A 21,474-nucleotide genomic window follows, 5' to 3' on the forward strand; every position below is an offset into this window, starting at 1 on the left:
TTGCCGGAGTTGTAGTGACGTAGGCCGGATAAGGCGCAGCCACCATCCGGCATCAATACGACTGCCGGGTGGCGCGTTGCTTACCCGGCCTACAATGGCCTTCTACTCTTTTCCCCTGGGGGTTACCGTGTTTCTCGCACAAGAAATTATTCGTAAAAAACGTGATGGTCATCCGTTAAGCGACGAAGAGATCCGCTTCTTTATCAATGGTATTCGTGATAACACCATCTCTGAAGGGCAGATTGCCGCTCTGGCGATGACCATTTTCTTCCACGATATGTCGATGCCTGAGCGTGTGTCGCTGACCATGGCGATGCGAGATTCAGGAACCGTTCTGGACTGGAAGAGTCTCAACCTTAACGGCCCCATTGTCGACAAACACTCCACCGGCGGCGTGGGTGATGTGACTTCGCTGATGCTTGGCCCTATGGTGGCGGCCTGCGGCGGCTACATTCCGATGATCTCCGGGCGCGGCCTCGGTCATACCGGCGGTACGCTCGACAAACTGGAAGCGATCCCGGGATTTGATATTTTCCCGGACGACAACCGTTTCCGCGAAATCATTAAAGACGTGGGTGTGGCGATTATTGGGCAGACCAGTTCGCTCGCACCGGCGGATAAACGTTTTTACGCCACCCGCGACATTACCGCGACGGTGGACTCCATCCCGCTGATCACCGCTTCAATCCTCGCGAAAAAACTGGCGGAAGGGCTGGATGCGCTGGTGATGGACGTGAAAGTGGGCAGCGGCGCCTTTATGCCAACCTATGAACTCTCTGCCGCACTGGCAGAAGCCATCGTTGGCGTTTCCAACGGTGCAGGCGTGCGCACAACTGCGCTGCTCACCGACATGAACCAGGTGCTGGCCTCCAGCGCCGGTAACGCCGTCGAAGTGCGCGAAGCGGTGCAGTTCCTGACAGGTGAATACCGCAACCCGCGTCTGTTCGACGTCACGATGGCGCTGTGCGTGGAGATGCTGATCTCCGGCAAGTTGGCGAAAGATGACGCTGATGCGCGAGTGAAACTACAGGCGGTGCTGGATAACGGCAAAGCGGCGGAAATCTTTGGTCGCATGGTAGCGGCACAGAAAGGGCCGAGCGATTTCGTGGAAAACTACGCGAAATACCTGCCGACGGCGATGCTCAGCAAAGCCGTCTATGCGGATACTGAAGGTTTTGTATCCGCGATGGACACTCGCGCGTTGGGCATGGCGGTGGTCTCAATGGGCGGCGGTCGTCGCCAGGCGTCGGACACCATTGATTACAGCGTCGGCTTTACCGAAATGGCGCGTCTGGGCGACAGCGTTGACGGGCAGCGTCCGTTGGCTGTTATCCACGCCAAAGACGAAGCCAGCTGGCAGGAAGCGGCGAAAGCCGTCAAAGCGGCAATCAGCCTTGACGACAAAGCGCCTGAAATTACACCGACAGTCTATCGTCGTATTACCGAATAGCTGTATACTGATCTGATCGCTTTTTTGCAGCGCAAGATGTATGGAGAACAAGATGAAACGTGCATTTATTATGGTGCTGGACTCCTTTGGTATTGGTGCAACTGAAGATGCGGATCGCTTTGGCGACGTAGGTTCAGATACCCTGGGCCATATTGCAGAAGCCTGCGCCAGGGGCGAGGCCGACAATGGCCGTAAAGGCCCACTGAATTTGCCTAACCTGACCCGCCTGGGCCTGGTGAAAGCGCATGAAGGTTCTACCGGTAAAATTGCTGCGGGTATGGACGGCAATGCGGAAGTGATTGGCGCGTACGCGTGGGCGCACGAGCTCTCTTCCGGTAAAGATACCCCGTCTGGCCACTGGGAAATCGCGGGTGTTCCGGTTCTGTTTGACTGGGGCTACTTCAGCGACCACGAAAACAGCTTCCCGCAGGAACTGCTGGATAAGCTGGTAAAACGCGCCAACCTGCCGGGTTATCTCGGTAACTGTCACTCTTCCGGTACGGTCATTCTGGATCAATTGGGCGAAGAGCATATGAAAACCGGTAAACCGATTTTCTATACTTCCGCTGACTCCGTATTCCAGATCGCCTGCCATGAAGAGACCTTTGGGCTGGATAAACTGTACGAGCTGTGCGAAATCGCCCGTGAAGAGCTGACCGAAGGCGGCTACAACATTGGCCGCGTTATCGCGCGTCCGTTTATCGGCGATAAGGCCGGTAACTTCCAGCGTACCGGCAACCGTCACGATCTGGCCGTTGAACCACCGGCGCCGACCATCTTGCAGAAACTGGTCGACGAGAAAAAAGGGCATGTGGTTTCCGTCGGTAAGATTGCGGATATCTACGCCAACTGCGGCATCACCAAAAAAGTGAAAGCCACCGGCCTGGACGCGCTGTTCGACGCCACCCTTAAAGAGATGAAAGAAGCGGGCGACGAGACGATCGTCTTTACCAACTTCGTTGATTTCGACTCCTCCTGGGGGCATCGCCGCGACGTAGCAGGCTATGCTGCGGGTCTGGAGCTGTTTGACCGTCGTCTGCCGGAACTGATGGAACTGGTCGGTGAAGATGACATTCTGATCCTGACCGCCGACCACGGTTGCGACCCGACCTGGACCGGTACGGACCATACTCGCGAGCACATTCCGGTGCTGATTTATGGCCCGAAAGTGAAAGCGGGCTCGCTCGGTCACCGTGAAACCTTCGCGGATATCGGTCAGACGCTGGCAACGTACTTCGGTACGTCGTCGATGGACTACGGCAAAAACATGCTGTGATGCAATTGCCCGGTGGCGCAGGCTTACCGGGCCTACGGTTTTGTAGGCCTGATAAGGCGTAGCCGCCATCAGGCAATAACAACGAGATAAGGATAAAAGATGGCAACTCCACATATTAACGCAGAAATGGGTGATTTCGCTGACGTCGTTTTGATGCCGGGCGACCCGCTGCGTGCGAAGCACATTGCTGAAACTTTCCTTGAAGACGTGCGTGAAGTGAACAACGTTCGCGGCATGTTAGGTTTCACCGGGACGTACAAAGGCCGTAAGATCTCCGTCATGGGTCACGGTATGGGTATCCCGTCCTGCTCCATCTATACCAAAGAGCTGATCACCGATTTCGGCGTGAAGAAAATCATTCGTGTCGGTTCCTGTGGTGCGGTACGCAACGACGTGAAACTGCGCGATGTGGTGATTGGTATGGGGGCCTGCACCGATTCCAAAGTTAACCGTATCCGCTTCAAGGATCATGATTTTGCGGCGATTGCTGACTTTGACATGGTGCGCAACGCGGTAGACGCGGCGAAAGCGCTGGGTGTTGACGCACGCGTGGGCAACCTGTTCTCCGCCGATCTGTTCTACTCTCCTGACGGCGAAATGTTCGACGTGATGGAAAAATACGGCATCCTGGGCGTGGAAATGGAAGCGGCAGGTATCTACGGCGTAGCGGCTGAGTTTGGTGCGAAAGCGCTGACCATCTGCACCGTGTCTGACCATATCCGTACTCACGAGCAGACTACTGCCGCTGAACGTCAGACGACCTTCAACGACATGATCAAAATCGCGCTGGAATCTGTTCTGCTGGGCGATAAAGCGTAAAAAAGAAGGGGGCACTTTGCCCCTTACACCTGATGGCGCTTCGCTTATCAGGCCTACAAAATATTTTACGTGATTTGTAGGTCGGGTAAGGCCTGGCCGCCACCCGACATAAATGCTGCACAATCCTTTGTCAGCACTCTGAAGGGGCAGTTTGCCCCTTTTTCCTGCCTGTTTATTTACCGCCCTTTGGCGATTAATGCGTTAGCAACTCCCAGCTTAAATTACTCTCCATCTCAGTATTGTCGCTGACGTTACGGAACTGCTTTTCGTTCAGCACTGGCGTTAGCGTTAACGTAAAGTTCAACTGCTGCCCGCGCGCGGCTTCATTGTTCTCGATAGCGATAATGGCTTCGTTATTGTGCAGCAGCTGTGTATCGGCATGGCCGTCTGCGGGAATGAACTCATTGCGATCGGTTGTTTTCCCGATCATATAGCTGCGGCCATCCAGTATCATTTGGCTGGCTTTCAACGCCAGCCCCCCGCCGTTACCGAAAAGAAATCGCCCTTGTGGGCCTGCGGCGCCATGTACAAATAGCGCCATCACCTGTGGTTGCGGGCAATAGATGCTGACATTGATATCGCGCGAGGGCATTTTAAACCAGTTTTGCTGTGAGCCGACGTTGTCATTTCGCTGCATCGGGGGAAAGGCCACGGTAGCGCGAGAGAGCGATACCTGGCAGTTCTCATCTGCCCATGCCATGCGTGATCCCAGCGCTGCTAACGTACATACTGCAATGATCCACTTTCCGTATGACTTCATTGGCAAATACCCTCCGCCGTTTCGTAAAACGCCTCTTTATTCTGCACATTGCTTAATGTGTAAGTGATTTTGCAGATACGGTTCATATTGTCATCAACGCTATAGAGCGTTGGCGTTTCGTCAATATTGCTAATAAAGACGCGGCCGCTGTCCACTGCGCTGACCAGGTAGTTTCCTTTTTCATCAACAACAGACGTGCCTTTAGGAAGCCAGGATCCATCCTGCTGTTTTATCTTCAGCATGACGCGACGGGTGTTTAGCACGTTAAAATCCAGGTCGCTGACGGTGGCATGAGCGGGCACCAGTAGCTTTGTTCCGTTAGCCAGATCCATATTTTGGGGCAGCGTATTTGCATTCACCTCAATACGTGACTTACGCCACTCCGTCAGTCCAGGCACCACGGCCTGCCCCCAGAAATCTGTCCAAACCGGGCCTTGCGGCGTTGCGATTTCGATGCCGCTTTCCGGTTCGCTCAGGTGGGCAATACCAAAGGTATCTTTAATGGTATAGGGGGAGAAGGTTACCCCCTGGCGATGCAGGGCAATGCCGCCCGACAGCATTGCGCTGTAGGTACGCTGATCGTCATTGTTGGTTGTTGCGCCAAAGCTCATCTGCGTGTAGTGCAGGTTGCTGTTGATGTTGCCGTTGAGGGTGTTGAGATCGTTTCCGATATCGCGATCCGCCGAAACGGAGTAGCTGGTATTGTCGCTGAGAGGGCCACTGCTGCGTAAGCCATATGTCGTTCGGTCGCCCTGATTGCGCATATATGCGTTAATCGACTGCGACTGGAAAGGAATGTTGAGGTTGATGTAAAACACATCATCGTCATAGCTGTCATCGTTGATGTCGTCATTATCGTTATCGTTGCTAACAGAGTGCTGCCAGTTCACGTTTATTGACGCGTATTTAAATGTTTTTCCCCATGAAAGACTCACGTAACTGGAGTCTTCATAATCATCCGTGGCCTGATTATAGCTATAGGCTAACGAGAAGGTTCCTGCTGTTCTGCCGCTCCAGTTTACATTGGCGCTATAGCTGCTTTGATAGCTTGCGCTGTCGTCGTCCATCGCCTCGGACAACTCACGATAGTCGTCAGAATAACGTGCGGTGCTGACCCCAACAGAAACATGGCCGGGAAGTGTCAGCTGGTTTTGAATTTCCGCCTTTATACCGCTGCGCGTATCGCCGAAGGATTCGCGACTGCCCAGCAGACTGGCAAATACTTGCCATTTCTCGTTTGAACTCCACTCCAGCATTGCACCGCTTGCCTGATAATCCTCGGCAAGAACCCCCGCCGCCAGCAAACTTGTTTGTGGGGTAAGGCGCCAGCCGTCTGAAATGTTATATACCCAGGGGTCGCTGTAATCGCTGTCGACGTTGCGCACCTGGCCTACTGACATCATAAGCCCTTGTGGTCGCGGAAGGCCGTTCAGGTTGATTGAGGAGGCAGGTACGATGAAACTGGTTGTGACGTTGTCGGTTTCGACGATGCTGACCTGAAGATCGGCGTTATTTAACAGGATGGGGACATTGTCCAGCCTGAATGCCCCCGCGTTTACCAGCGTGGAATAAACAAGCTGCCCCGCCTGGCGGACTTCTACTCGCGCCTGGTTCGTGCGGGCAATCCCCGTCACGGTGACGCCTGAATTATCAGAGGTCATGCTGGACTCGGGGAGTAACTGAATGCCGCTGAGGGATGTTCCAGAAAACAGCGCCGATCTGGAGCTGATTTGCCCAACCTGGACACGCATCTGTTGCGCTTCAAAAACGTGTTCGCCATAAGTGAATAAATTTTTAGCGCTGCGATCGCCGTCAGAGTCCAGCAGAAAATAGCGGCTGCGCAATGCCCAGTTGGCCAGATTGGCGCCCGCTTCTATATCGCCCTGCGTGTAGTTATGGCTGTCGCCGCCGTTGTATTCATTTCGCGTGGAAAACAGGCTGTAGTTGAGCAGCCCGGCGCTGCCGCCGTGGCTATAGTTTTTCTCCCGGGACGCGCTATTTTCCAGTGCGTCGGGCGGAACAGTTAACTCCAGCATCTCCTTACCGGGAAGGGACTTTATGACGGCGGAGGGATAATCTTTTTGCAGGTCATGACAGTGTTCTTGCAGGGAAATCCCCAGAGGACGTAGCCCGATCGCTGTCAGAAAATCGTCATCTACGCAGAGTTGCCCTTGTTCGTCAAATTTGGCGCCCAGCGAACCTTTTTCTGACCCGTTTACGTTGATTAGAACGCTATGTACACCGGGCAAAAAACGCGGCTCTTCTGCGAAGTAATTTGCGATATTTTTACTGATGCCGCGCGTATTGAGTATATCGGTACTGAACGTTACCTCACGGGCTAACGCCGTTGAGGTTAATAACGTACATGAATATAACGCGATCTGAATATGGCGAGACAGCAGGTTGATTCCTTTCATATACACTTACTTTGTCCCCGTTTTTTATTGATTATGGTGTTAACGGCGCAGTGAAATTGGGTATGTCGATGCCGTAGCGGCTGGCCGGGAAGAAGCGTACAGATTGATCGGAAATGATGGATTTCTTGACGGTTACATCCAGAACTTCTCCGGGTAAAATATAGGTTTTTGCAATTTCCCCGGCCGTTTGCGAAGGTAAAAAAATCACCTGTTGCGCCAGGCGCACCACATAGGCGGAAGGGTTGCTGACTTTAATATGCTGCCCGGAGCCGGACCATTTCAGCAGTTTCCACGCATCGGTGACGACCGGTAAATTTTTGGGGCGAATTAATACCGGCAGATCCTGACGCAGATTGAAGTTAACTTTCATTGCGCCTTTAGACACGCCTGATGGCGGGATGCCTTCAAAGGTGACGCGTTTATAGTGCTCTTTGGTTAGCGGGGCGCTGCTTTCCATAATAAAGCGGACCTGCTGTTCCTGACCGGGTTCCACGCGTACGACGGGCTGTGTGACGTTGACGGTGATGCCACTGTCATCTTTTACATCTTCTATTGTGGTGTACAGCAACATCGGAATCGTATCGCTGTTTTTGACATTTATCGTTCCGCCATTATGGCTTTCTTCAATAACCAGTAGCGTGGAGGCGGGAACCATTCCTGCCGCATAAGCCTGAGATAAAGGTAAACAGAGAAGCGTGGCGGCAAATATATACGCTTTAACGGTACAAGATTTGTCAGACATTATTGTAATTCCTTCTATTGGAAAAACTCCCCACCCATCCATGTAGGGAGTTGTTGTACAGATATGATTAATAACGATGTGATTAGATATATCTCAGGGTAATGGTGGCGGAACCTGAAATATCGGTATCATCGCTAATGGCCAGTTTGGTGGTATTATCTACAGCCAGAGAAACCTTAAGCGGATAAGTTGCATTGCTATAGGCTGCTGGTTCCAGCGTGCCTTTGGCGCCGACGGTGATGATATCCTGCGTCCCTTCCTGGTTCCGAAAAGAAGTTGCCGTTGTCGCCTTAGCCCACGAACCCATACTTGCGGCGGCGCCTATAATATAGTCAACGTCAAAGGTGTCTTCGCCATTGACGGCTTGCGCGTTTGCTGCCTTGGCAGAATCGATGGATACGGCATAGGAGCCAATGTTGACATTGCCTGCTGTTTTACCTACGCCGAATGAGACTCCTTTACCTTTAATGATGCCGGTTATCCAGATCTCTGCGTTGCTATCCGCTTTGTTATCGGTCAGCGTCCAGCCTACTTTCGTGGCGCTGGGGCACTCGATGACCAGATCGGTGTCTTTCGTGGCGATATCGTTGACGGCCGTTGAACTAAGGTCGCTGATCAGATGCGAGCCGAAGTCAAGTGCGTTGCCGCCGTTGACTGTCGCGGTACAGCCACCGACCAGCAGTTTCCCCGTTACGCGCAGTTCAGTGGTGGCGCCGTCGGCCGCCCATGCGTTAGACATGGTCAGTGCCGCGATTGCGGTGGCAAGAAGTGCTTTTTTCATTTGTTGATCCTTAACTTGAATTGTGTGATGGTACGAAAAGGCATGTTACTTGCCTTCTGAATACGTTTTATATCAACCAGATAGCTATGGAATATGGTTGGGATAGAGTTATATTTCAGAAGTAATATATTATCTGGACACAGCAGACAGTGGTTTTAGTTTTATTTAAAACTGATTTCTGGTGATCTTTGTTATTTTTTGTTTTAGAGTTGCTGCTATTTTGTATGCGGTTGGAATATGGCGAGAGTGTATGTTTATATATTCACGCGGTGAATATTATTGATAAATAATATGCCAGCCTGAGCGTTAATCGGCAGGCTTTTAATGCATTGCTGATGGTTATTGAGAAAGTAACGTGCCGCCCTTGTTAAGGGGAAACGGGCACGTCCTGGAGAAGGTTAACGCACCGCCCGCGCAATCCACGCCGACAATTCCCGTAGCTCTTTTTCCTGCTCTGGAAAATCGACTAACAGCGCATCACACTCCTGTTGCAGCATATCCGCACGGTACAGACACCCCTGTAAACGGCCCGCCAGCGCTTCCAGCGGCGCAGGATTAAGGCTGTCGGTAAAAACCTGAGTGCGCGTGATGTGCCCTTTTTCAACGTCGAAGTGCAGTTCAACGCCGCCCCAGATAAAGCGTTCGTCCAGAAGATGCGTAAAAGCTGGCGCCTGGCCGAAGTTCCATTCCCAACTGCTCTGGCGAGCAAACGTTTCGGCAAAATTGGGCAGATCCGGCGTTTTATCTGGAGAGATTATTTCGGCTTCCACGCGTTCGCCGTAGTGGCTGAAGAACGCCTCGGTAATGGCGTCGCAGATGTGTTCATGGGTAATACCAGGCAGCAGTTCGACCAGATTGGCGACGCGCCCGCGTACGGAAGCGATCCCTTTGGCCTGTAATTTTTTCTTATCAGGATTGAGGTAGTTCGCCAGACGGCTGAGATCGGCATTCAACAGCAATGTGCCGTGGTGGAAGCCGCGATCTTTGGTTTCCCGATAGGCGGAGCCGGAAACCTTGCGGTCGCCTTCCGGCGTTTTCACCACCAGATCGTTACGACCGGAAGCCTCTGCGGTAACGCCCAGCGCGTTCAGCGCATTGAGCACTATCGCGGTGGAGATCGTTTTGTCGTACTCCGGCTTCCCGGCCATAAATGTAAAACAGGTATTGCCGAGATCGTGGAACACCGCGCCGCCGCCGCTGCTGCGACGCGCCAGCCGGACATTGTCTTCTTCCATGCGCCGGGTGTTGCACTCTTTCCACGGGTTTTGCGCCCGGCCGATGACGACCGTATCAGCGTTGCGCCACAGGAACAAAACGCGCTGTGTCGCGGGCATCTGGCGAAAAATACACTCTTCAACCGCCAGGTTGAACCAGGGATCGTAAGAGTCAGAGATAAGCAGACGTAATGTCGTCATGGCAGTATTCCTTTTCGTGGTCTCAACTATATTAACGACAAAGCGGCGGCTATCCTATGGTTCTTTCTTCTCGCTCTCTTCCTCTTCCGGTACGGATTTACTGGCGGTGAGCAGGAAAGGCGATTGCTGCCAGCGCGTGCGTTTGCCCTGTAGCAAGGTGCGCGTGAGCACCACGCCAATTGCCAGTGACAGGAGCAGCATCAGGCGTAAAATGTTGGTGGTGTTATCGACCTGTTTCGCTTCGGTCGCCAGCGTATGCGTATCCAGCGTCAGGCGCAGATAGCCCAGCGGGCCATTTTTACCCTGAATAGGTTCGACAATCTGCTGATTAAAATAGCCGCCCGCTTTTTTACCGTCCAGCGCCAGCCTGTCGCGCACATTGACGCTTTCGCCTGCGCGCGTAATGAGATCGCCTTGCTCGTCGTAGACACCGGCATCCAGAATGCGGCTCTCTTCCGTTAGCTGGCGGAGTACGACGGCGATCCGCTTCTCATCCGGCGTTTCGGTGCGCATCAGCGGCGCGATATTTAAGGTCACCTGGCGCGCCAGCGTGCGGGCCAGTTCTCCGAGCTGCGGATTGCGCTGCCGTTGATGGTTTTGACTGAACCAGGACGCCCCCTGCATCAGCCCGACGAGCAGTGCGAGACAGAACAATACAATCACTGCACGATGAAGCCGGAATTTCAGTTTTGCGCGAGCCATATTCCACCTGCTGAAAATTTGAGGCTTAATGTTGCCAGAAGCGATGGTTACAGGGTAGCCTCATGCGTTATTTTCCCCAGGATGATTCCCGACCCGAACGATTTTACAGGAGCTTTAATGCCTAACATTACCTGGTGCGATCTGCCTGAAGATGTTTCTTTGTGGCCTGGTTTACCTCTTTCATTAAGTGGTGACGAGGTGATGCCACTGGATTACCACGCAGGCCGTAGCGGCTGGCTGCTGTACGGTCGCGGGTTGGATAAGCAGCGCTTAACGCAGTACCAGAGCAAGCTGGGCGCGGCGATGGTGATCGTGGCGGCCTGGTGCGTTGAAGATTATCAGGTGATTCGTCTGGCGGGTTCCTTAACGCCGCGCGCGACGAAGCTGGCGCACGGTGCCGGGCTGGACGTCGCGCCGCTGGGCAAAATTCCGCATCTGCGTACGCCAGGCCTGCTGGTTATGGATATGGATTCGACGGCGATTCAGATTGAATGCATCGATGAAATCGCGAAGCTGGCCGGGACGGGCGAAATGGTTGCGGAAGTCACGGAACGCGCGATGCGCGGCGAACTGGATTTTACCGCCAGTTTACGCAGCCGTGTGGCGACGCTGAAAGGCGCGGATGCCGATATTCTGCGCCAGGTGCGCGAGAATTTGCCGTTGATGCCGGGTCTGACGCAACTGGTGCTGAAGCTGGAAACGCTCGGCTGGAAAGTGGCGATCGCCTCCGGCGGGTTTACCTTTTTTGCGGAATACCTGCGTGAAAAGCTGCGTTTAACCACGGTGGTGGCGAACGAGCTGGAGATCATCGACGGAAAATTTACCGGCAATGTCATTGGCGATATCGTCGATGCCCAGTACAAAGCTAACACGCTGACCCGCCTGGCGCAGGAGTATGAAATTCCCGTGGCGCAGACGGTGGCGATTGGCGATGGCGCTAACGATCTGCCGATGATTAAAGCGGCCGGGCTGGGGATTGCGTACCACGCCAAACCGAAAGTGAATGAAAAGACGGAAATCACGATTCGTCACGCTGACCTGATGGGGGTGTTCTGCATTCTCTCCGGCAGTATGAATCAAAAATGATTGAATTGCCCGATGGCGCAGGGCCTACGGGAAAGTGATTGTAGGCCGGATAAGCGCCAGCGCCATCCGGCAACTGCATGAAATAAAGAGGTAAACCGTGGCAAAAGCTCCAAAACGCGCCTTTGTTTGTAATGAATGCGGGGCCGATTATCCGCGCTGGCAGGGGCAATGCAGCGCCTGTCATGCCTGGAACACCATCACCGAGGTGCGTCTTGCCGCGTCGCCAACGGTGGCGCGTAATGAGCGACTCAGCGGCTATGCCGGTAACGCAGGCGTGGCAAAGGTGCAGAAATTGTCTGACATCAGCCTTGAGGAGCTGCCGCGTTTTTCCACCGGGTTTAAAGAGTTCGACCGTGTGCTGGGCGGCGGTGTCGTGCCCGGCAGCGCCATCCTGATTGGCGGCAACCCCGGTGCGGGGAAATCCACGCTGCTGCTGCAAACGCTTTGCAAACTGGCCGAGCAGATGAAAACCCTGTACGTCACGGGCGAAGAGTCCCTGCAACAGGTAGCGATGCGCGCGCATCGGCTGGGATTGCCAACGGCTAACATGAATATGCTGTCAGAAACCAGTATTGAACAGATCTGCCTGATTGCGGAAGAAGAACAACCGAAGCTGATGGTGATCGACTCCATCCAGGTGATGCATATGGCGGATATCCAGTCCTCGCCGGGCAGCGTGGCCCAGGTGCGTGAGACGGCCGCTTATCTGACGCGCTTTGCCAAAACGCGCGGCGTGGCTATCGTGATGGTTGGTCATGTGACTAAAGACGGCTCGCTGGCTGGCCCGAAGGTGCTGGAGCACTGCATTGACTGCTCGGTGCTATTGGATGGCGACGCTGACTCCCGCTTTCGCACGCTGCGTAGCCATAAAAACCGTTTTGGCGCGGTAAACGAGCTGGGCGTTTTTGCGATGACGGAGCAGGGGCTGCGTGAAGTCAGCAACCCGTCCGCAATTTTCTTAAGCCGTGGCGATGAGGTGACTTCCGGCAGTTCGGTCATGGTGGTGTGGGAAGGGACGCGCCCGCTGCTGGTAGAGATTCAGGCGCTGGTCGATCACTCGATGATGGCGAATCCGCGTCGTGTGGCGGTCGGCCTGGAACAAAACCGTCTGGCGATTCTGCTGGCGGTGCTGCACCGTCATGGCGGATTGCAGATGGCCGATCAGGATGTATTCGTCAATGTCGTGGGCGGCGTGAAGGTCACGGAGACCAGCGCGGATCTCGCGCTATTGCTGGCGATGGTCTCCAGCCTGCGCGACAGGCCGCTGCCGCAGGATCTGGTGGTGTTTGGCGAAGTGGGGCTGGCGGGGGAAATTCGCCCGGTGCCCAGCGGTCAGGAACGTATTTCTGAAGCGGCTAAACACGGTTTCCGCCGCGCTATCGTACCGGCTGCCAACGTGCCGAAAAAGCCGCCGGAAGGGATGCAGGTTTTTGGCGTTAAAAAGCTTGCGGATGCGTTAAGTGTGTTTGACGACTTATAATCATCTGTATGTACTGATGTTGTATAATTTGCCGGATAGCGACGCAGTGCGTCTTATCCGGCCTACGGATTGATGTTGTAGGCCTGATAAGCGAAGCGCCATCAGGCATTGTTACGCGTTTTTTAGCAGGAGGCTCTTGTGTCATCGTTCGACTATCTCAAAACCGCGATCAAGCAAAAGGGGTGTACCCTGCAACAGGTGGCGGATGCCAGCGGCATGACCAAAGGGTATTTGAGCCAACTTCTGAACGCGAAGATTAAAAGCCCCAGTGCGCAAAAGCTGGAGGCGCTGCATCGTTTTTTGGGGCTGGAGTTTCCCCGGCAGCGGAAAAACATCGGCGTGGTGTTTGGCAAGTTCTACCCCCTGCATACCGGGCATATCTATTTGATTCAGCGCGCCTGTAGCCAGGTGGATGAACTGCATATCATTATGGGTTATGACGATACCCGTGACCGCGAACTGTTTGAAGACAGCGCCATGTCGCAACAGCCTACCGTGTCGGATCGTCTGCGTTGGCTACTACAGACCTTTAAATATCAGAAGAATATTCGTATTCATGCCTTCAATGAGGAAGGGATGGAGCCGTACCCGCACGGCTGGGATGTGTGGAGCAACGGGATCAAAGCCTTTATGGAAGAGAAGGGGATTCAGCCCAACTGGATCTACACGTCCGAGGAAGCCGATGCGCCGCAGTATCTCGAACACCTGGCTATTGAAACGGTGCTGGTCGATCCGAAACGAACCTTTATGAGTATCAGCGGGGCGCAGATCCGTGAAAACCCGTTCCGCTACTGGGAATACATTCCGACGGAAGTGAAGCCCTTTTTCGTGCGCACCGTGGCAATATTAGGCGGGGAGTCGAGCGGGAAATCCACGCTGGTGAACAAGCTCGCCAATATTTTTAATACCACCAGCGCGTGGGAGTACGGGCGCGACTATGTCTTCTCGCATCTGGGCGGTGACGAGATGGCGTTACAGTATTCTGATTACGATAAGATCGCGCTGGGCCATGCGCAATATATTGATTTTGCGGTGAAATACGCCAATAAAGTGGCCTTTATCGATACCGATTTCGTTACCACGCAGGCCTTTTGTAAAAAATACGAAGGGCGCGAGCATCCGTTTGTACAGGCGTTGATCGATGAATACTGCTTTGATCTGGTGAGCCTGCTGGAGAACAATACGCCCTGGATCGCGGATGGGTTACGGAGTCTGGGCAGTTCGGTGGATCGTAAAGAGTTCCAGAATCTGCTGGTGGATATGCTGCGGGAGAACAACATCAATTTCGTCCACGTAGAAGAGGCCGATTACGATGGTCGATTTTTGCGCTGCGTGGAGTTAGTGAAAGAGATGATGGGCGAGCAGGGTTAAGCCTGAAGCGCCGGATGGCGGCCTACAAGGTGTAGGCCGGATAAGCGTAGCGCCATCCGGCATCTGATACATTACTTAGCGATACGTTTGTACTTGATACGCTTCGGCTCCAGCGCGTCGGCGCCCAGCGTGCGTTTCTTGTACTCTTCGTACTCGGTAAAGTTACCTTCGAAGAACTCCACCTTGCCTTCATCCTGGTAATCCAGAATGTGCGTGGCGATACGGTCGAGGAACCAACGGTCGTGCGAGATAACCATTGCACAGCCTGGGAACTCCAGCAGGGCGTTTTCCAGCGCGCGCAGGGTTTCAATATCCAGGTCGTTGGTCGGTTCATCGAGCAGCAGCATATTGCCGCCAACCTGCAACAGCTTCGCCAGATGCAGACGACCGCGCTCACCGCCGGACAGTTCGCCCACGCGTTTACCTTGATCGACGCCTTTGAAGTTAAAGCGACCCACATAGGCGCGGCTTGGCATTTCGGTGTTGCCGATCTTCATGATATCCAGCCCGCCGGAAACTTCTTCCCACACGGTTTTGCTGTTATCCATCGCGTCACGGAACTGGTCAACGGAAGCCAGTTTTACGGTTTCCCCCAGCGTGATGGTGCCGCTATCCGGCTGTTCCTGACCGGACATCATGCGGAACAGGGTGGATTTACCCGCGCCGTTCGGACCGATGATGCCGACAATCGCGCCTTTCGGTACTGAGAAGCTGAGATCGTCGATCAGCAGGCGATCGCCGTAGGATTTACGCAGGTTGCTGACTTCAACGACCTTGTCGCCCAGACGTGGTCCAGGTGGAATAAACAGTTCGTTGGTTTCGTTACGTTTCTGGTATTCGGTGCTGTTCAGCTCTTCAAAGCGCGCCAGACGGGCTTTGCCTTTAGACTGACGGCCTTTAGCACCCTGACGCACCCACTCCAGCTCTTTCTCAATGGATTTACGGCGGGCCGCTTCCTGAGAGGCTTCCTGCGCCAGACGCTGATCTTTCTGTTCCAGCCAGGAGGAGTAGTTGCCTTCCCACGGAATTCCTTCGCCACGGTCAAGTTCGAGGATCCAGCCTGCCACGTTGTCGAGGAAGTAACGGTCGTGGGTAATCGCCACAACGGTGCCTTCGAAGTCGTGCAGGAAGCGTTCCAGCCACGCGACGGATTCCGCATCCAGGTGGTTGGTCGGTTCGTCGAGCAGCAGCATGTCCGGTTTTTCCAGCAGCAGACGGCACAGCGCGACGCGGCGGCGCTCACCACCGGAAAGATTCGCGATTTTGGCATCCCAGTCCGGCAGACGCAGGGCGTCAGCGGCGCGCTCCAGCTGTACGTTCAGGTTGTGGCCGTCATGCGCCTGGATGATCTCTTCCAGCTTGCCCTGTTCGGCGGCCAGCTTGTCAAAGTCCGCATCTGGATCGGCGTACAGCGCGTACACTTCATCCAGACGTTTCAGGGCGCCGACCACTTCGGCCACCGCCTCTTCGATCGATTCGCGAACGGTATGTTCAGGGGTGAGCTGAGGTTCCTGCGGCAGGTAGCCAATTTTGATGCCTGGCTGTGGGCGAGCTTCGCCCTCAATATCTGTATCGATGCCAGCCATAATGCGCAGCAGGGTAGACTTACCGGCGCCGTTCAGACCCAGTACGCCGATTTTCGCCCCAGGGAAGAAGCTCAGCGAGATGTTTTTCAAAATATGACGTTTCGGCGGAACCACTTTGCCGACACGATGCATGGTATAAACGAATTGAGCCACGTTGGACTTCGCCTCTATAGGTTTATCGTGATGAAGAATAATTTTCAAAGGCGAAGTGTAGCCTTTTTCCCGGGCTAATCCCAGCCAGCAACTCTCACTCGCAATAAAAGTAAAAAAGTGTCCGTAACATGGCGCATTTAGCAATGTCTGGTTAGCATAAATTCATTACGCGGCATGATGCTGCATTGATGTATCACGACAAGAGGAAGAGCTTGTGGACAAAGCCAAACCATTTACCTGGCGTCTTATCGCCGCCAGCGTATGTCTGCTGACGGTAAGTCAGGCGGCGCGAGCGGATTCTCTGGATGAGCAGCGCAATCGCTATGCGCAAATCAAACAGGCCTGGGATAACCGACAGATGGATGTCGTTGAGCAGATGATGCCTGGCCTGAAGAATTACCCGCTGTATCCCTATCTTGAGTATCGCCAGATCACCGACGATCTGATGAACCAGCCTGCGGTCACCGTCACCCAGTTTGTGCGCGCCAACCCTACGCTTCCTCCTGCGCGTACGCTGCAATCGCGTTTCGTTAATGAGCTGGCGCGTCGCGAAGACTGGCGTGGACTGCTAGCGTTCAGCCCCGAGAAGCCGGGCACCACCGAAGCGCAATGTAATTACTACTACGCGAAATGGAATACCGGGCAGACGGAAGAGGCCTGGCAGGGGGCGAAAGCGCTTTGGCTGACCGGGAAAAGCCAGCCGAACGCCTGTGACAAACTGTTCAGCGTCTGGCGCGCTTCCGGCACCCAGGACCCGCTGGCCTGGCTGGAGCGCATCCGCCTGGCGATGAAAGCAGGCAACACGGGGCTGGTAACGGTGCTGGCCGGGCAGATGCCTGCGCAGTACCAGACCATTGCTTCGGCGATCATCGCGCTGGCGAACGATCCCAATAGCGTGATGACTTTTGCGCGTACGACCGGCGCGACCGATTTTACCCGTCAGATGGCGGCAGTGGCCTTTGCCAGCGTGGCGCGTCAGGACGCAGAGAATGCGCGTTTGATGATCCCGTCACTGGTGCAGGCCCAGCAGCTTAATGAGGAGCAAACTCAGGAACTGCGCGATATCGTCGCCTGGCGGCTGATGGGGAATGATGTGACCGATGCGCAGGCGAAGTGGCGCGATGATGCGATTATGCGTTCGCAATCCACCACGCTGGTGGAACGCCGCGTGCGGATGGCGCTGGGTACCGGCGATCGTCGTGGGCTGAATACCTGGCTTGCCCGACTGCCGATGGAAGCGAAGGAGAAGGATGAATGGCGCTACTGGCAGGCGGATTTGTTGCTTGAACGCGGGCGTGAGGCAGAGGCAAAAGAGATCCTCCATGCGCTGATGCAACAGCGTGGTTTCTACCCGATGGTCGCCGCGCAAAAGCTGGGTGAAGCGTATGTGCTGAAGATCGACAAAGCGCCGACGGCAGTGGACGCTTCGCTTACGCAGGGCGCGGAAATGGCGCGAGTACGCGAACTGATGTACTGGAACCTGGATAATACGGCGCGCAGCGAGTGGGCGAATCTGGTCTCCAGCAGGACGAAGTCGGAGCAGGCGCAGCTGGCGCGTTATGCCTTCAATAACCACTGGTGGGATCTGAGCGTGCAGGCGACGATCGCAGGGAAACTGTGGGATCATCTGGAAGAGCGTTTCCCGCTGGCGTATAAGGATCTTTTCGCCCGTTACACCGGCGGCAAAGCGATCTCGCAAAGTTACGCTATGGCGATTGCGCGTCAGGAGAGCGCCTGGAATCCGAAAGTGAAATCCCCGGTAGGAGCCAGCGGTCTGATGCAAGTTATGCCGGGCACGGCGACGCATACGGTGAAAATGTTCTCGATACCGGGCTACAGCAGCCCCAGCCAGCTGCTTGACCCGGAGACGAACATCAACATTGGCACCAGTTACCTGCAATACGTTTATCAACAGTTTGGTAATAACCGTATTTTCTCTTCAGCGGCTTACAATGCCGGGCCGGGGCGCGTTCGTACCTGGCTTGGCAACAGCGCAGGGCGCATCGACGCCGTCGCGTTTGTTGAAAGTATTCCGTTCTCAGAAACGCGGGGCTACGTGAAGAACGTGCTGGCTTATGATGCCTACTATCGCTACTTCATGGGCGATAAACCAACGTTGATGAATGACGCAGAATGGCAGCGCCGTTACTGATCGCATCGGTTATGTTATGCTATCGTACTCGTTAAAGAGTACAATCGGGGGAGGCAGATACGTTTCCCCCTGCAACGATGGCGACATTCTATGACTCAGCAATCACCCTATTCAGCAGCGATGGCAGAACAGCGTCACCAGGAGTGGTTACGCTTTGTTGAGCTGCTCAAGCACGCTTGTGCGGAAGACCTGCACCTTCCCTTACTCAATTTGATGCTGACGCCGGATGAGCGTGAGGCGCTGGGAACGCGCGTGCGTATCATTGAAGAGTTGTTACGCGGTGAAATGAGCCAGCGCGAGCTTAAAAATGAGCTGGGGGCGGGCATCGCCACCATTACGCGCGGTTCCAACAGCCTGAAATCCGCACCGGTAGAGTTACGCCAGTGGCTGGAGCAGGTGTTGCTCAAGAGCGAAAGGTAATTTCGCCTGATGGCGCTACGCTTATCAGGCCTACAGAAACGGTGAACGTAGGCCGGATAAGGCGAAGCCGCCATCCGGCGTGGATCGCGAGCCCTACCGATACACCGCATTATGAAACGGACTGAGCGCCAGAATCACCGCCTGGTGATAAACGCTGGAGCGGGTCAGTTTTCCGGCGGTAAACACTCCGATAGCCCCCTCTTTACGGCCAATCTCATCAATACCGGTATACTGCGACATCACCGGGCCGAGCGCTTCGCCCTGACGAACTTTTTCAAGGATAACCGCAGGAAGCGGCAGCGTTGCCGAGCGCGCCTCGCCTCGCTGGGCGGCATTCTCTATTACCACCCAACTGAACGTACTGTCATCATCAATCCCCGCTTCGATAGCCACCCAAAAATCGGCCTGAGGACGCAGACAGCGCGCATTTTCTACCCGATTCCGTGCGCCAGCGCGCGTTTCCTGACTTCCAAAAGGTTGTTCCGGCACGCCGCTCTCGACGGAGACGGACTCAATATGGCAGGATCCTTCACCGAAAATCTCGTTAAATGCTTGCAGAATTGCCTGAATTTTAGCGGGATTGGTGGTTGCTGAGACAACATGGTGCATAATCAGAATTACTCAGAAATGAATGTCATCGCAGTATAACGGATAAAAAGCATGTTACAGGTATACCTTGTTCGCCACGGTGAAACGCAGTGGAACGCCGAGCGACGTATTCAAGGCCAGTCTGACAGTCCGCTGACCGCTAAAGGTGAGCAACAAGCTATGCAAGTGGGAGAACGCGCCAGAACGCTCGGCATCACCCATATCGTCAGTAGCGATCTCGGTCGCACCCGCCGCACGGCTGAAATCATCGCCCAGGCATGCGGTTGCGATATCACTTTCGACGCCCGCCTGCGTGAGCTGGACATGGGCGTGCTGGAAAAACGACACATCGACACCCTCACCGAAGAAGAAGAGAACTGGCGTCGCCAGTTAGTGAACGGCACGGTTGACGGGCGCATTCCTGATGGCGAATCCATGCAGGAACTGAGCGATCGCGTCAATGCCGCTCTCGCGTCCTGTCTGGAACTGCCGCAGGGCAGCCGCCCGCTGCTGGTCAGTCACGGTATCGCGCTGGGTTGCCTGGTCAGCACCATTCTGGGATTACCGGCCTGGGCGGAGCGTCGGTTACGTCTGCGTAACTGCTCTATTTCCCGCGTCGATTATCAGGAAAGTTTGTGGCTGGCGCCTGGTTGGGTCGTTGAAACGGCAGGGGACGTCTCGCATCTCGATGCCCCTGCGTTAGATGAGCTACAGCGTTAACGGCGAACGGGGATCAGGAATTCGCAACGCAGGTTAATAGGGCGACCGCCTGTTTTGGCATCTTCTGCCGGGTAGTATCGCTCTATATCCTGCCCTTTACGGCGGGTCAGGTTCAGCATCGGCATACAGGTGCCGTATACCGTCAGGATAAACTCCTGTACCCCGGTTCCTAAACCTTCGTAGGTGAACATCACATATTCGCCGCCTTGTAGGGTAACAGGCTGCGCTGACGGCACATACCCGTTGGCATGTTCTTGCGGTAGCGCGGTGGTGTAGAACACCTCCTGTTCGTCATCTTTCTCCAGGCTGGGGCGCGTTTCGTTAAGGCCGTAGAGCAGCGGAGGAATCGTTGGCGCCTGGCTGAGAAAGTCTTGCCAGAACTGTACGCGCATTTCGTGTCGAAAATCGGAGATTTGCTCCAGCGAACAGGAATAGCTCTGGGTGGTGCCGAGCAGTTGCGTATCTTCCAGGGTGACAAACTGATGCTCAGGCATGGCGAACTCACCCAGACGCATCGGCGGACGAATGCCAAAGGCGCTCCATTCTGGAGAACGGCGATATAACGCCGGCGTCTGAGAGAACTGCTTTTTAAACGCGCGGGTAAAGGTTTGCTGAGAATCGAAGCGGTACTGCAACGCGATATCCAGAATCGGACGCGCCGTCAGGCGCAGGGCCACGGCGGATTTAGATAAGCGGCGAGCGCGGATGTAAGCGCCAATAGCATGGCCCGTCACGTCCTTAAACATTCTTTGCAGGTGCCACTTGGAATAACCTGCTTTTGCCGCCACATTGTCAAGCGACAGAGGCTGATCCAGATGGCCTTCCAGCCAGGTTAAGAGGTCGCGAATAATGCCAGCCTGATCCATAAAATATCCTCATCCTTTCCACAACGAGCACCTGACATCAGGTAAGTGGATAATAGCATTTTTTGCTGTTTTAGCATTCGGTGTTTTTTTTGCTCATCTGTGCTTTTTTGGGGCACACTAAAGCATGATTATTCTAATCCTGTGATCTGTAAACAGTTTATCCAGACGTGTCGAATAATTGCGCAGTGTAACTTTTATGAATGGTAACAATATGAAATACAAGAGCTTAATACTTTCCTCAATTCTGTTGATGCTGGGGCAGTTTGCGCATGCAGAACAGGTGGGTTCCGTCGATACCGTATTTAAAATGTTTGGGCCTGACCATAAAATCGTCGTCGAAGCGTTTGACGATCCCGACGTCAAAAATGTGACGTGCTATGTAAGTCGGGCGAAAACGGGGGGGATTAAAGGCGGTCTGGGACTGGCTGAAGATACCTCCGACGCGGCGATCTCCTGTCAGCAGGTAGGGCCGATTGAGCTGAGCGATAAAATTAAGAACGGGAAAGCGCAAGGGGATGTCGTTTTCCAGAAACGCACGTCGCTGGTGTTTAAAAAATTACAGGTCGTGCGTTTTTATGATGCCAAACGCAATACGCTGGCGTATCTGGCCTATTCTGACAAGGTCGTTGAAGGGTCGCCAAAAAATGCCATAAGCGCGGTGCCCGTTATGCCGTGGCGGTAACGTTCCTG

Annotated in this window: 19 protein-coding genes; 10 read left to right on the forward strand and 9 right to left on the reverse strand. The window is 54.4% G+C overall.

The window, feature by feature from the left end:
• The first annotated feature begins 127 nt into the window (after positions 1–127).
• The 3 genes from deoA (at position 128) to deoD (ending at position 3,545) form a co-directional block, all read left to right on the forward strand.
• Positions 128–1,450 (forward strand): thymidine phosphorylase, encoded by a 1,323-nt coding sequence (deoA, locus tag OGX93_RS13125; protein WP_286449880.1) that lies wholly within the window; start codon positions 128–130, stop codon positions 1,448–1,450.
• A 52-nt stretch (positions 1,451–1,502) separates the two neighbouring features.
• Positions 1,503–2,726, forward strand: a complete 1,224-nt coding sequence (gene deoB / locus OGX93_RS13130; protein WP_200076040.1) for a phosphopentomutase — start codon at positions 1,503–1,505, stop codon at positions 2,724–2,726.
• 99 nt (positions 2,727–2,825) lie between these two features.
• Positions 2,826–3,545: a purine-nucleoside phosphorylase gene (gene deoD, locus OGX93_RS13135; protein WP_012134191.1), complete on the forward strand. Its 720-nt coding sequence runs from the start codon at positions 2,826–2,828 to the stop codon at positions 3,543–3,545.
• A 193-nt stretch (positions 3,546–3,738) separates the two neighbouring features.
• Here the strand turns inward: deoD and OGX93_RS13140 are convergent, their stop codons facing one another.
• From OGX93_RS13140 to OGX93_RS13165, 6 genes are all read right to left on the reverse strand, one after another.
• A complete protein-coding gene (locus OGX93_RS13140; protein WP_115609648.1) occupies positions 3,739–4,305 on the reverse strand; it encodes a DUF1120 domain-containing protein in 567 nt (188 codons plus the stop codon).
• Positions 4,302–6,722: a fimbrial biogenesis outer membrane usher protein gene (locus OGX93_RS13145; RefSeq protein ID WP_286449879.1), complete on the reverse strand. Its 2,421-nt coding sequence runs from the start codon at positions 6,720–6,722 to the stop codon at positions 4,302–4,304. The genes OGX93_RS13140 and OGX93_RS13145 overlap by 4 nt, the downstream gene beginning before the upstream one ends.
• A gap of 31 nt (positions 6,723–6,753) precedes the next feature.
• Complete coding sequence (locus OGX93_RS13150) at positions 6,754–7,464, reverse strand: fimbria/pilus chaperone family protein (protein ID WP_233619317.1); 711 nt, start codon at positions 7,462–7,464, stop codon at positions 6,754–6,756.
• Between the two features lie 82 nt (positions 7,465–7,546).
• The gene (locus tag OGX93_RS13155) at positions 7,547–8,245 is read right to left on the reverse strand and encodes a DUF1120 domain-containing protein (protein ID WP_286449877.1); all 699 of its coding nucleotides are present in this window, start codon (positions 8,243–8,245) and stop codon (positions 7,547–7,549) included.
• A 398-nt stretch (positions 8,246–8,643) separates the two neighbouring features.
• Positions 8,644–9,660 (reverse strand): lipoate--protein ligase, encoded by a 1,017-nt coding sequence (gene lplA / locus OGX93_RS13160; protein WP_012134186.1) that lies wholly within the window; start codon positions 9,658–9,660, stop codon positions 8,644–8,646.
• Positions 9,661–9,714: 54 nt separating this feature from the next.
• Entirely contained in the window at positions 9,715–10,362 is a 648-nt protein-coding gene (locus tag OGX93_RS13165) for a YtjB family periplasmic protein (RefSeq protein ID WP_286449876.1), read from the reverse strand.
• Between the two features lie 117 nt (positions 10,363–10,479).
• On the opposite strand from OGX93_RS13165, the gene serB reads away from it, so the two are divergent.
• The 3 genes from serB (at position 10,480) to nadR (ending at position 14,299) form a co-directional block, all read left to right on the forward strand.
• On the forward strand, positions 10,480–11,448 hold the full coding sequence (gene serB, locus OGX93_RS13170; protein ID WP_047459052.1) for a phosphoserine phosphatase: 969 nt from the start codon (positions 10,480–10,482) through the stop codon (positions 11,446–11,448).
• A 97-nt stretch (positions 11,449–11,545) separates the two neighbouring features.
• Positions 11,546–12,928 (forward strand): DNA repair protein RadA, encoded by a 1,383-nt coding sequence (radA, locus tag OGX93_RS13175; protein ID WP_024130728.1) that lies wholly within the window; start codon positions 11,546–11,548, stop codon positions 12,926–12,928.
• A gap of 138 nt (positions 12,929–13,066) precedes the next feature.
• Positions 13,067–14,299 (forward strand): multifunctional transcriptional regulator/nicotinamide-nucleotide adenylyltransferase/ribosylnicotinamide kinase NadR, encoded by a 1,233-nt coding sequence (gene nadR, locus OGX93_RS13180; protein WP_286487808.1) that lies wholly within the window; start codon positions 13,067–13,069, stop codon positions 14,297–14,299.
• A gap of 71 nt (positions 14,300–14,370) precedes the next feature.
• On the opposite strand, the gene ettA is transcribed toward nadR, so the two are convergent.
• Positions 14,371–16,038: an energy-dependent translational throttle protein EttA gene (gene ettA / locus OGX93_RS13185; protein ID WP_071257493.1), complete on the reverse strand. Its 1,668-nt coding sequence runs from the start codon at positions 16,036–16,038 to the stop codon at positions 14,371–14,373.
• Between the two features lie 214 nt (positions 16,039–16,252).
• Between ettA and sltY the strand changes: the two genes are divergently transcribed.
• The gene (sltY, locus tag OGX93_RS13190) at positions 16,253–18,190 is read left to right on the forward strand and encodes a murein transglycosylase (protein WP_275155237.1); all 1,938 of its coding nucleotides are present in this window, start codon (positions 16,253–16,255) and stop codon (positions 18,188–18,190) included.
• A 90-nt stretch (positions 18,191–18,280) separates the two neighbouring features.
• Positions 18,281–18,610: a trp operon repressor gene (gene trpR / locus OGX93_RS13195; RefSeq protein WP_024130726.1), complete on the forward strand. Its 330-nt coding sequence runs from the start codon at positions 18,281–18,283 to the stop codon at positions 18,608–18,610.
• A 93-nt stretch (positions 18,611–18,703) separates the two neighbouring features.
• Here trpR and yjjX read toward each other — a convergent pair whose 3' ends face one another.
• Positions 18,704–19,219 (reverse strand): inosine/xanthosine triphosphatase, encoded by a 516-nt coding sequence (gene yjjX / locus OGX93_RS13200; protein WP_012134176.1) that lies wholly within the window; start codon positions 19,217–19,219, stop codon positions 18,704–18,706.
• 51 nt (positions 19,220–19,270) lie between these two features.
• Here yjjX and gpmB point away from each other — a divergent pair, with 51 nt between their 5' ends.
• Positions 19,271–19,918, forward strand: a complete 648-nt coding sequence (gene gpmB, locus OGX93_RS13205) for a 2,3-diphosphoglycerate-dependent phosphoglycerate mutase GpmB (protein ID WP_012134175.1) — start codon at positions 19,271–19,273, stop codon at positions 19,916–19,918.
• Here gpmB and robA read toward each other — a convergent pair.
• Positions 19,915–20,784 carry an MDR efflux pump AcrAB transcriptional activator RobA gene (gene robA, locus OGX93_RS13210; RefSeq protein WP_012134174.1) on the reverse strand — a complete coding sequence of 290 codons (870 nt, stop codon included), beginning with the start codon at positions 20,782–20,784 and terminating at the stop codon, positions 19,915–19,917. The genes gpmB and robA overlap by 4 nt on opposite strands.
• 211 nt (positions 20,785–20,995) lie before the next feature.
• Here robA and creA point away from each other — a divergent pair, with 211 nt between their 5' ends.
• A complete protein-coding gene (creA, locus tag OGX93_RS13215; protein ID WP_024130725.1) occupies positions 20,996–21,466 on the forward strand; it encodes a protein CreA in 471 nt (156 codons plus the stop codon).
• The last annotated feature ends 8 nt before the right edge of the window (positions 21,467–21,474 follow it).

The sequence above is a fragment of the Citrobacter sp. CK195 genome, assembly GCF_030333365.1.
GTDB classification, from domain to species: Bacteria; Pseudomonadota; Gammaproteobacteria; order Enterobacterales; family Enterobacteriaceae; genus Citrobacter_B; species Citrobacter_B koseri.

Excerpts from the sequence above, each read along its gene's own strand:
- lplA (WP_012134186.1), bottom strand. The coding sequence starts at position 9,660 with ATGACGACATTACGTCTGCTTATCTCTGACTCTTACGATCCCTGGTTC.
- trpR (WP_024130726.1), top strand. The coding sequence starts at position 18,281 with ATGACTCAGCAATCACCCTATTCAGCAGCGATGGCAGAACAGCGTCAC.
- deoD (WP_012134191.1), top strand. The coding sequence starts at position 2,826 with ATGGCAACTCCACATATTAACGCAGAAATGGGTGATTTCGCTGACGTC.
- deoB (WP_200076040.1), top strand. The coding sequence starts at position 1,503 with ATGAAACGTGCATTTATTATGGTGCTGGACTCCTTTGGTATTGGTGCA.
- creA (WP_024130725.1), top strand. The coding sequence starts at position 20,996 with ATGAAATACAAGAGCTTAATACTTTCCTCAATTCTGTTGATGCTGGGG.
- yjjX (WP_012134176.1), bottom strand. The coding sequence starts at position 19,219 with ATGCACCATGTTGTCTCAGCAACCACCAATCCCGCTAAAATTCAGGCA.
- OGX93_RS13165 (WP_286449876.1), bottom strand. The coding sequence starts at position 10,362 with ATGGCTCGCGCAAAACTGAAATTCCGGCTTCATCGTGCAGTGATTGTA.
- OGX93_RS13145 (WP_286449879.1), bottom strand. The coding sequence starts at position 6,722 with ATGAAAGGAATCAACCTGCTGTCTCGCCATATTCAGATCGCGTTATAT.
- OGX93_RS13150 (WP_233619317.1), bottom strand. The coding sequence starts at position 7,464 with ATGTCTGACAAATCTTGTACCGTTAAAGCGTATATATTTGCCGCCACG.
- OGX93_RS13155 (WP_286449877.1), bottom strand. The coding sequence starts at position 8,245 with ATGAAAAAAGCACTTCTTGCCACCGCAATCGCGGCACTGACCATGTCT.
- gpmB (WP_012134175.1), top strand. The coding sequence starts at position 19,271 with ATGTTACAGGTATACCTTGTTCGCCACGGTGAAACGCAGTGGAACGCC.
- OGX93_RS13140 (WP_115609648.1), bottom strand. The coding sequence starts at position 4,305 with ATGAAGTCATACGGAAAGTGGATCATTGCAGTATGTACGTTAGCAGCG.
- robA (WP_012134174.1), bottom strand. The coding sequence starts at position 20,784 with ATGGATCAGGCTGGCATTATTCGCGACCTCTTAACCTGGCTGGAAGGC.
- serB (WP_047459052.1), top strand. The coding sequence starts at position 10,480 with ATGCCTAACATTACCTGGTGCGATCTGCCTGAAGATGTTTCTTTGTGG.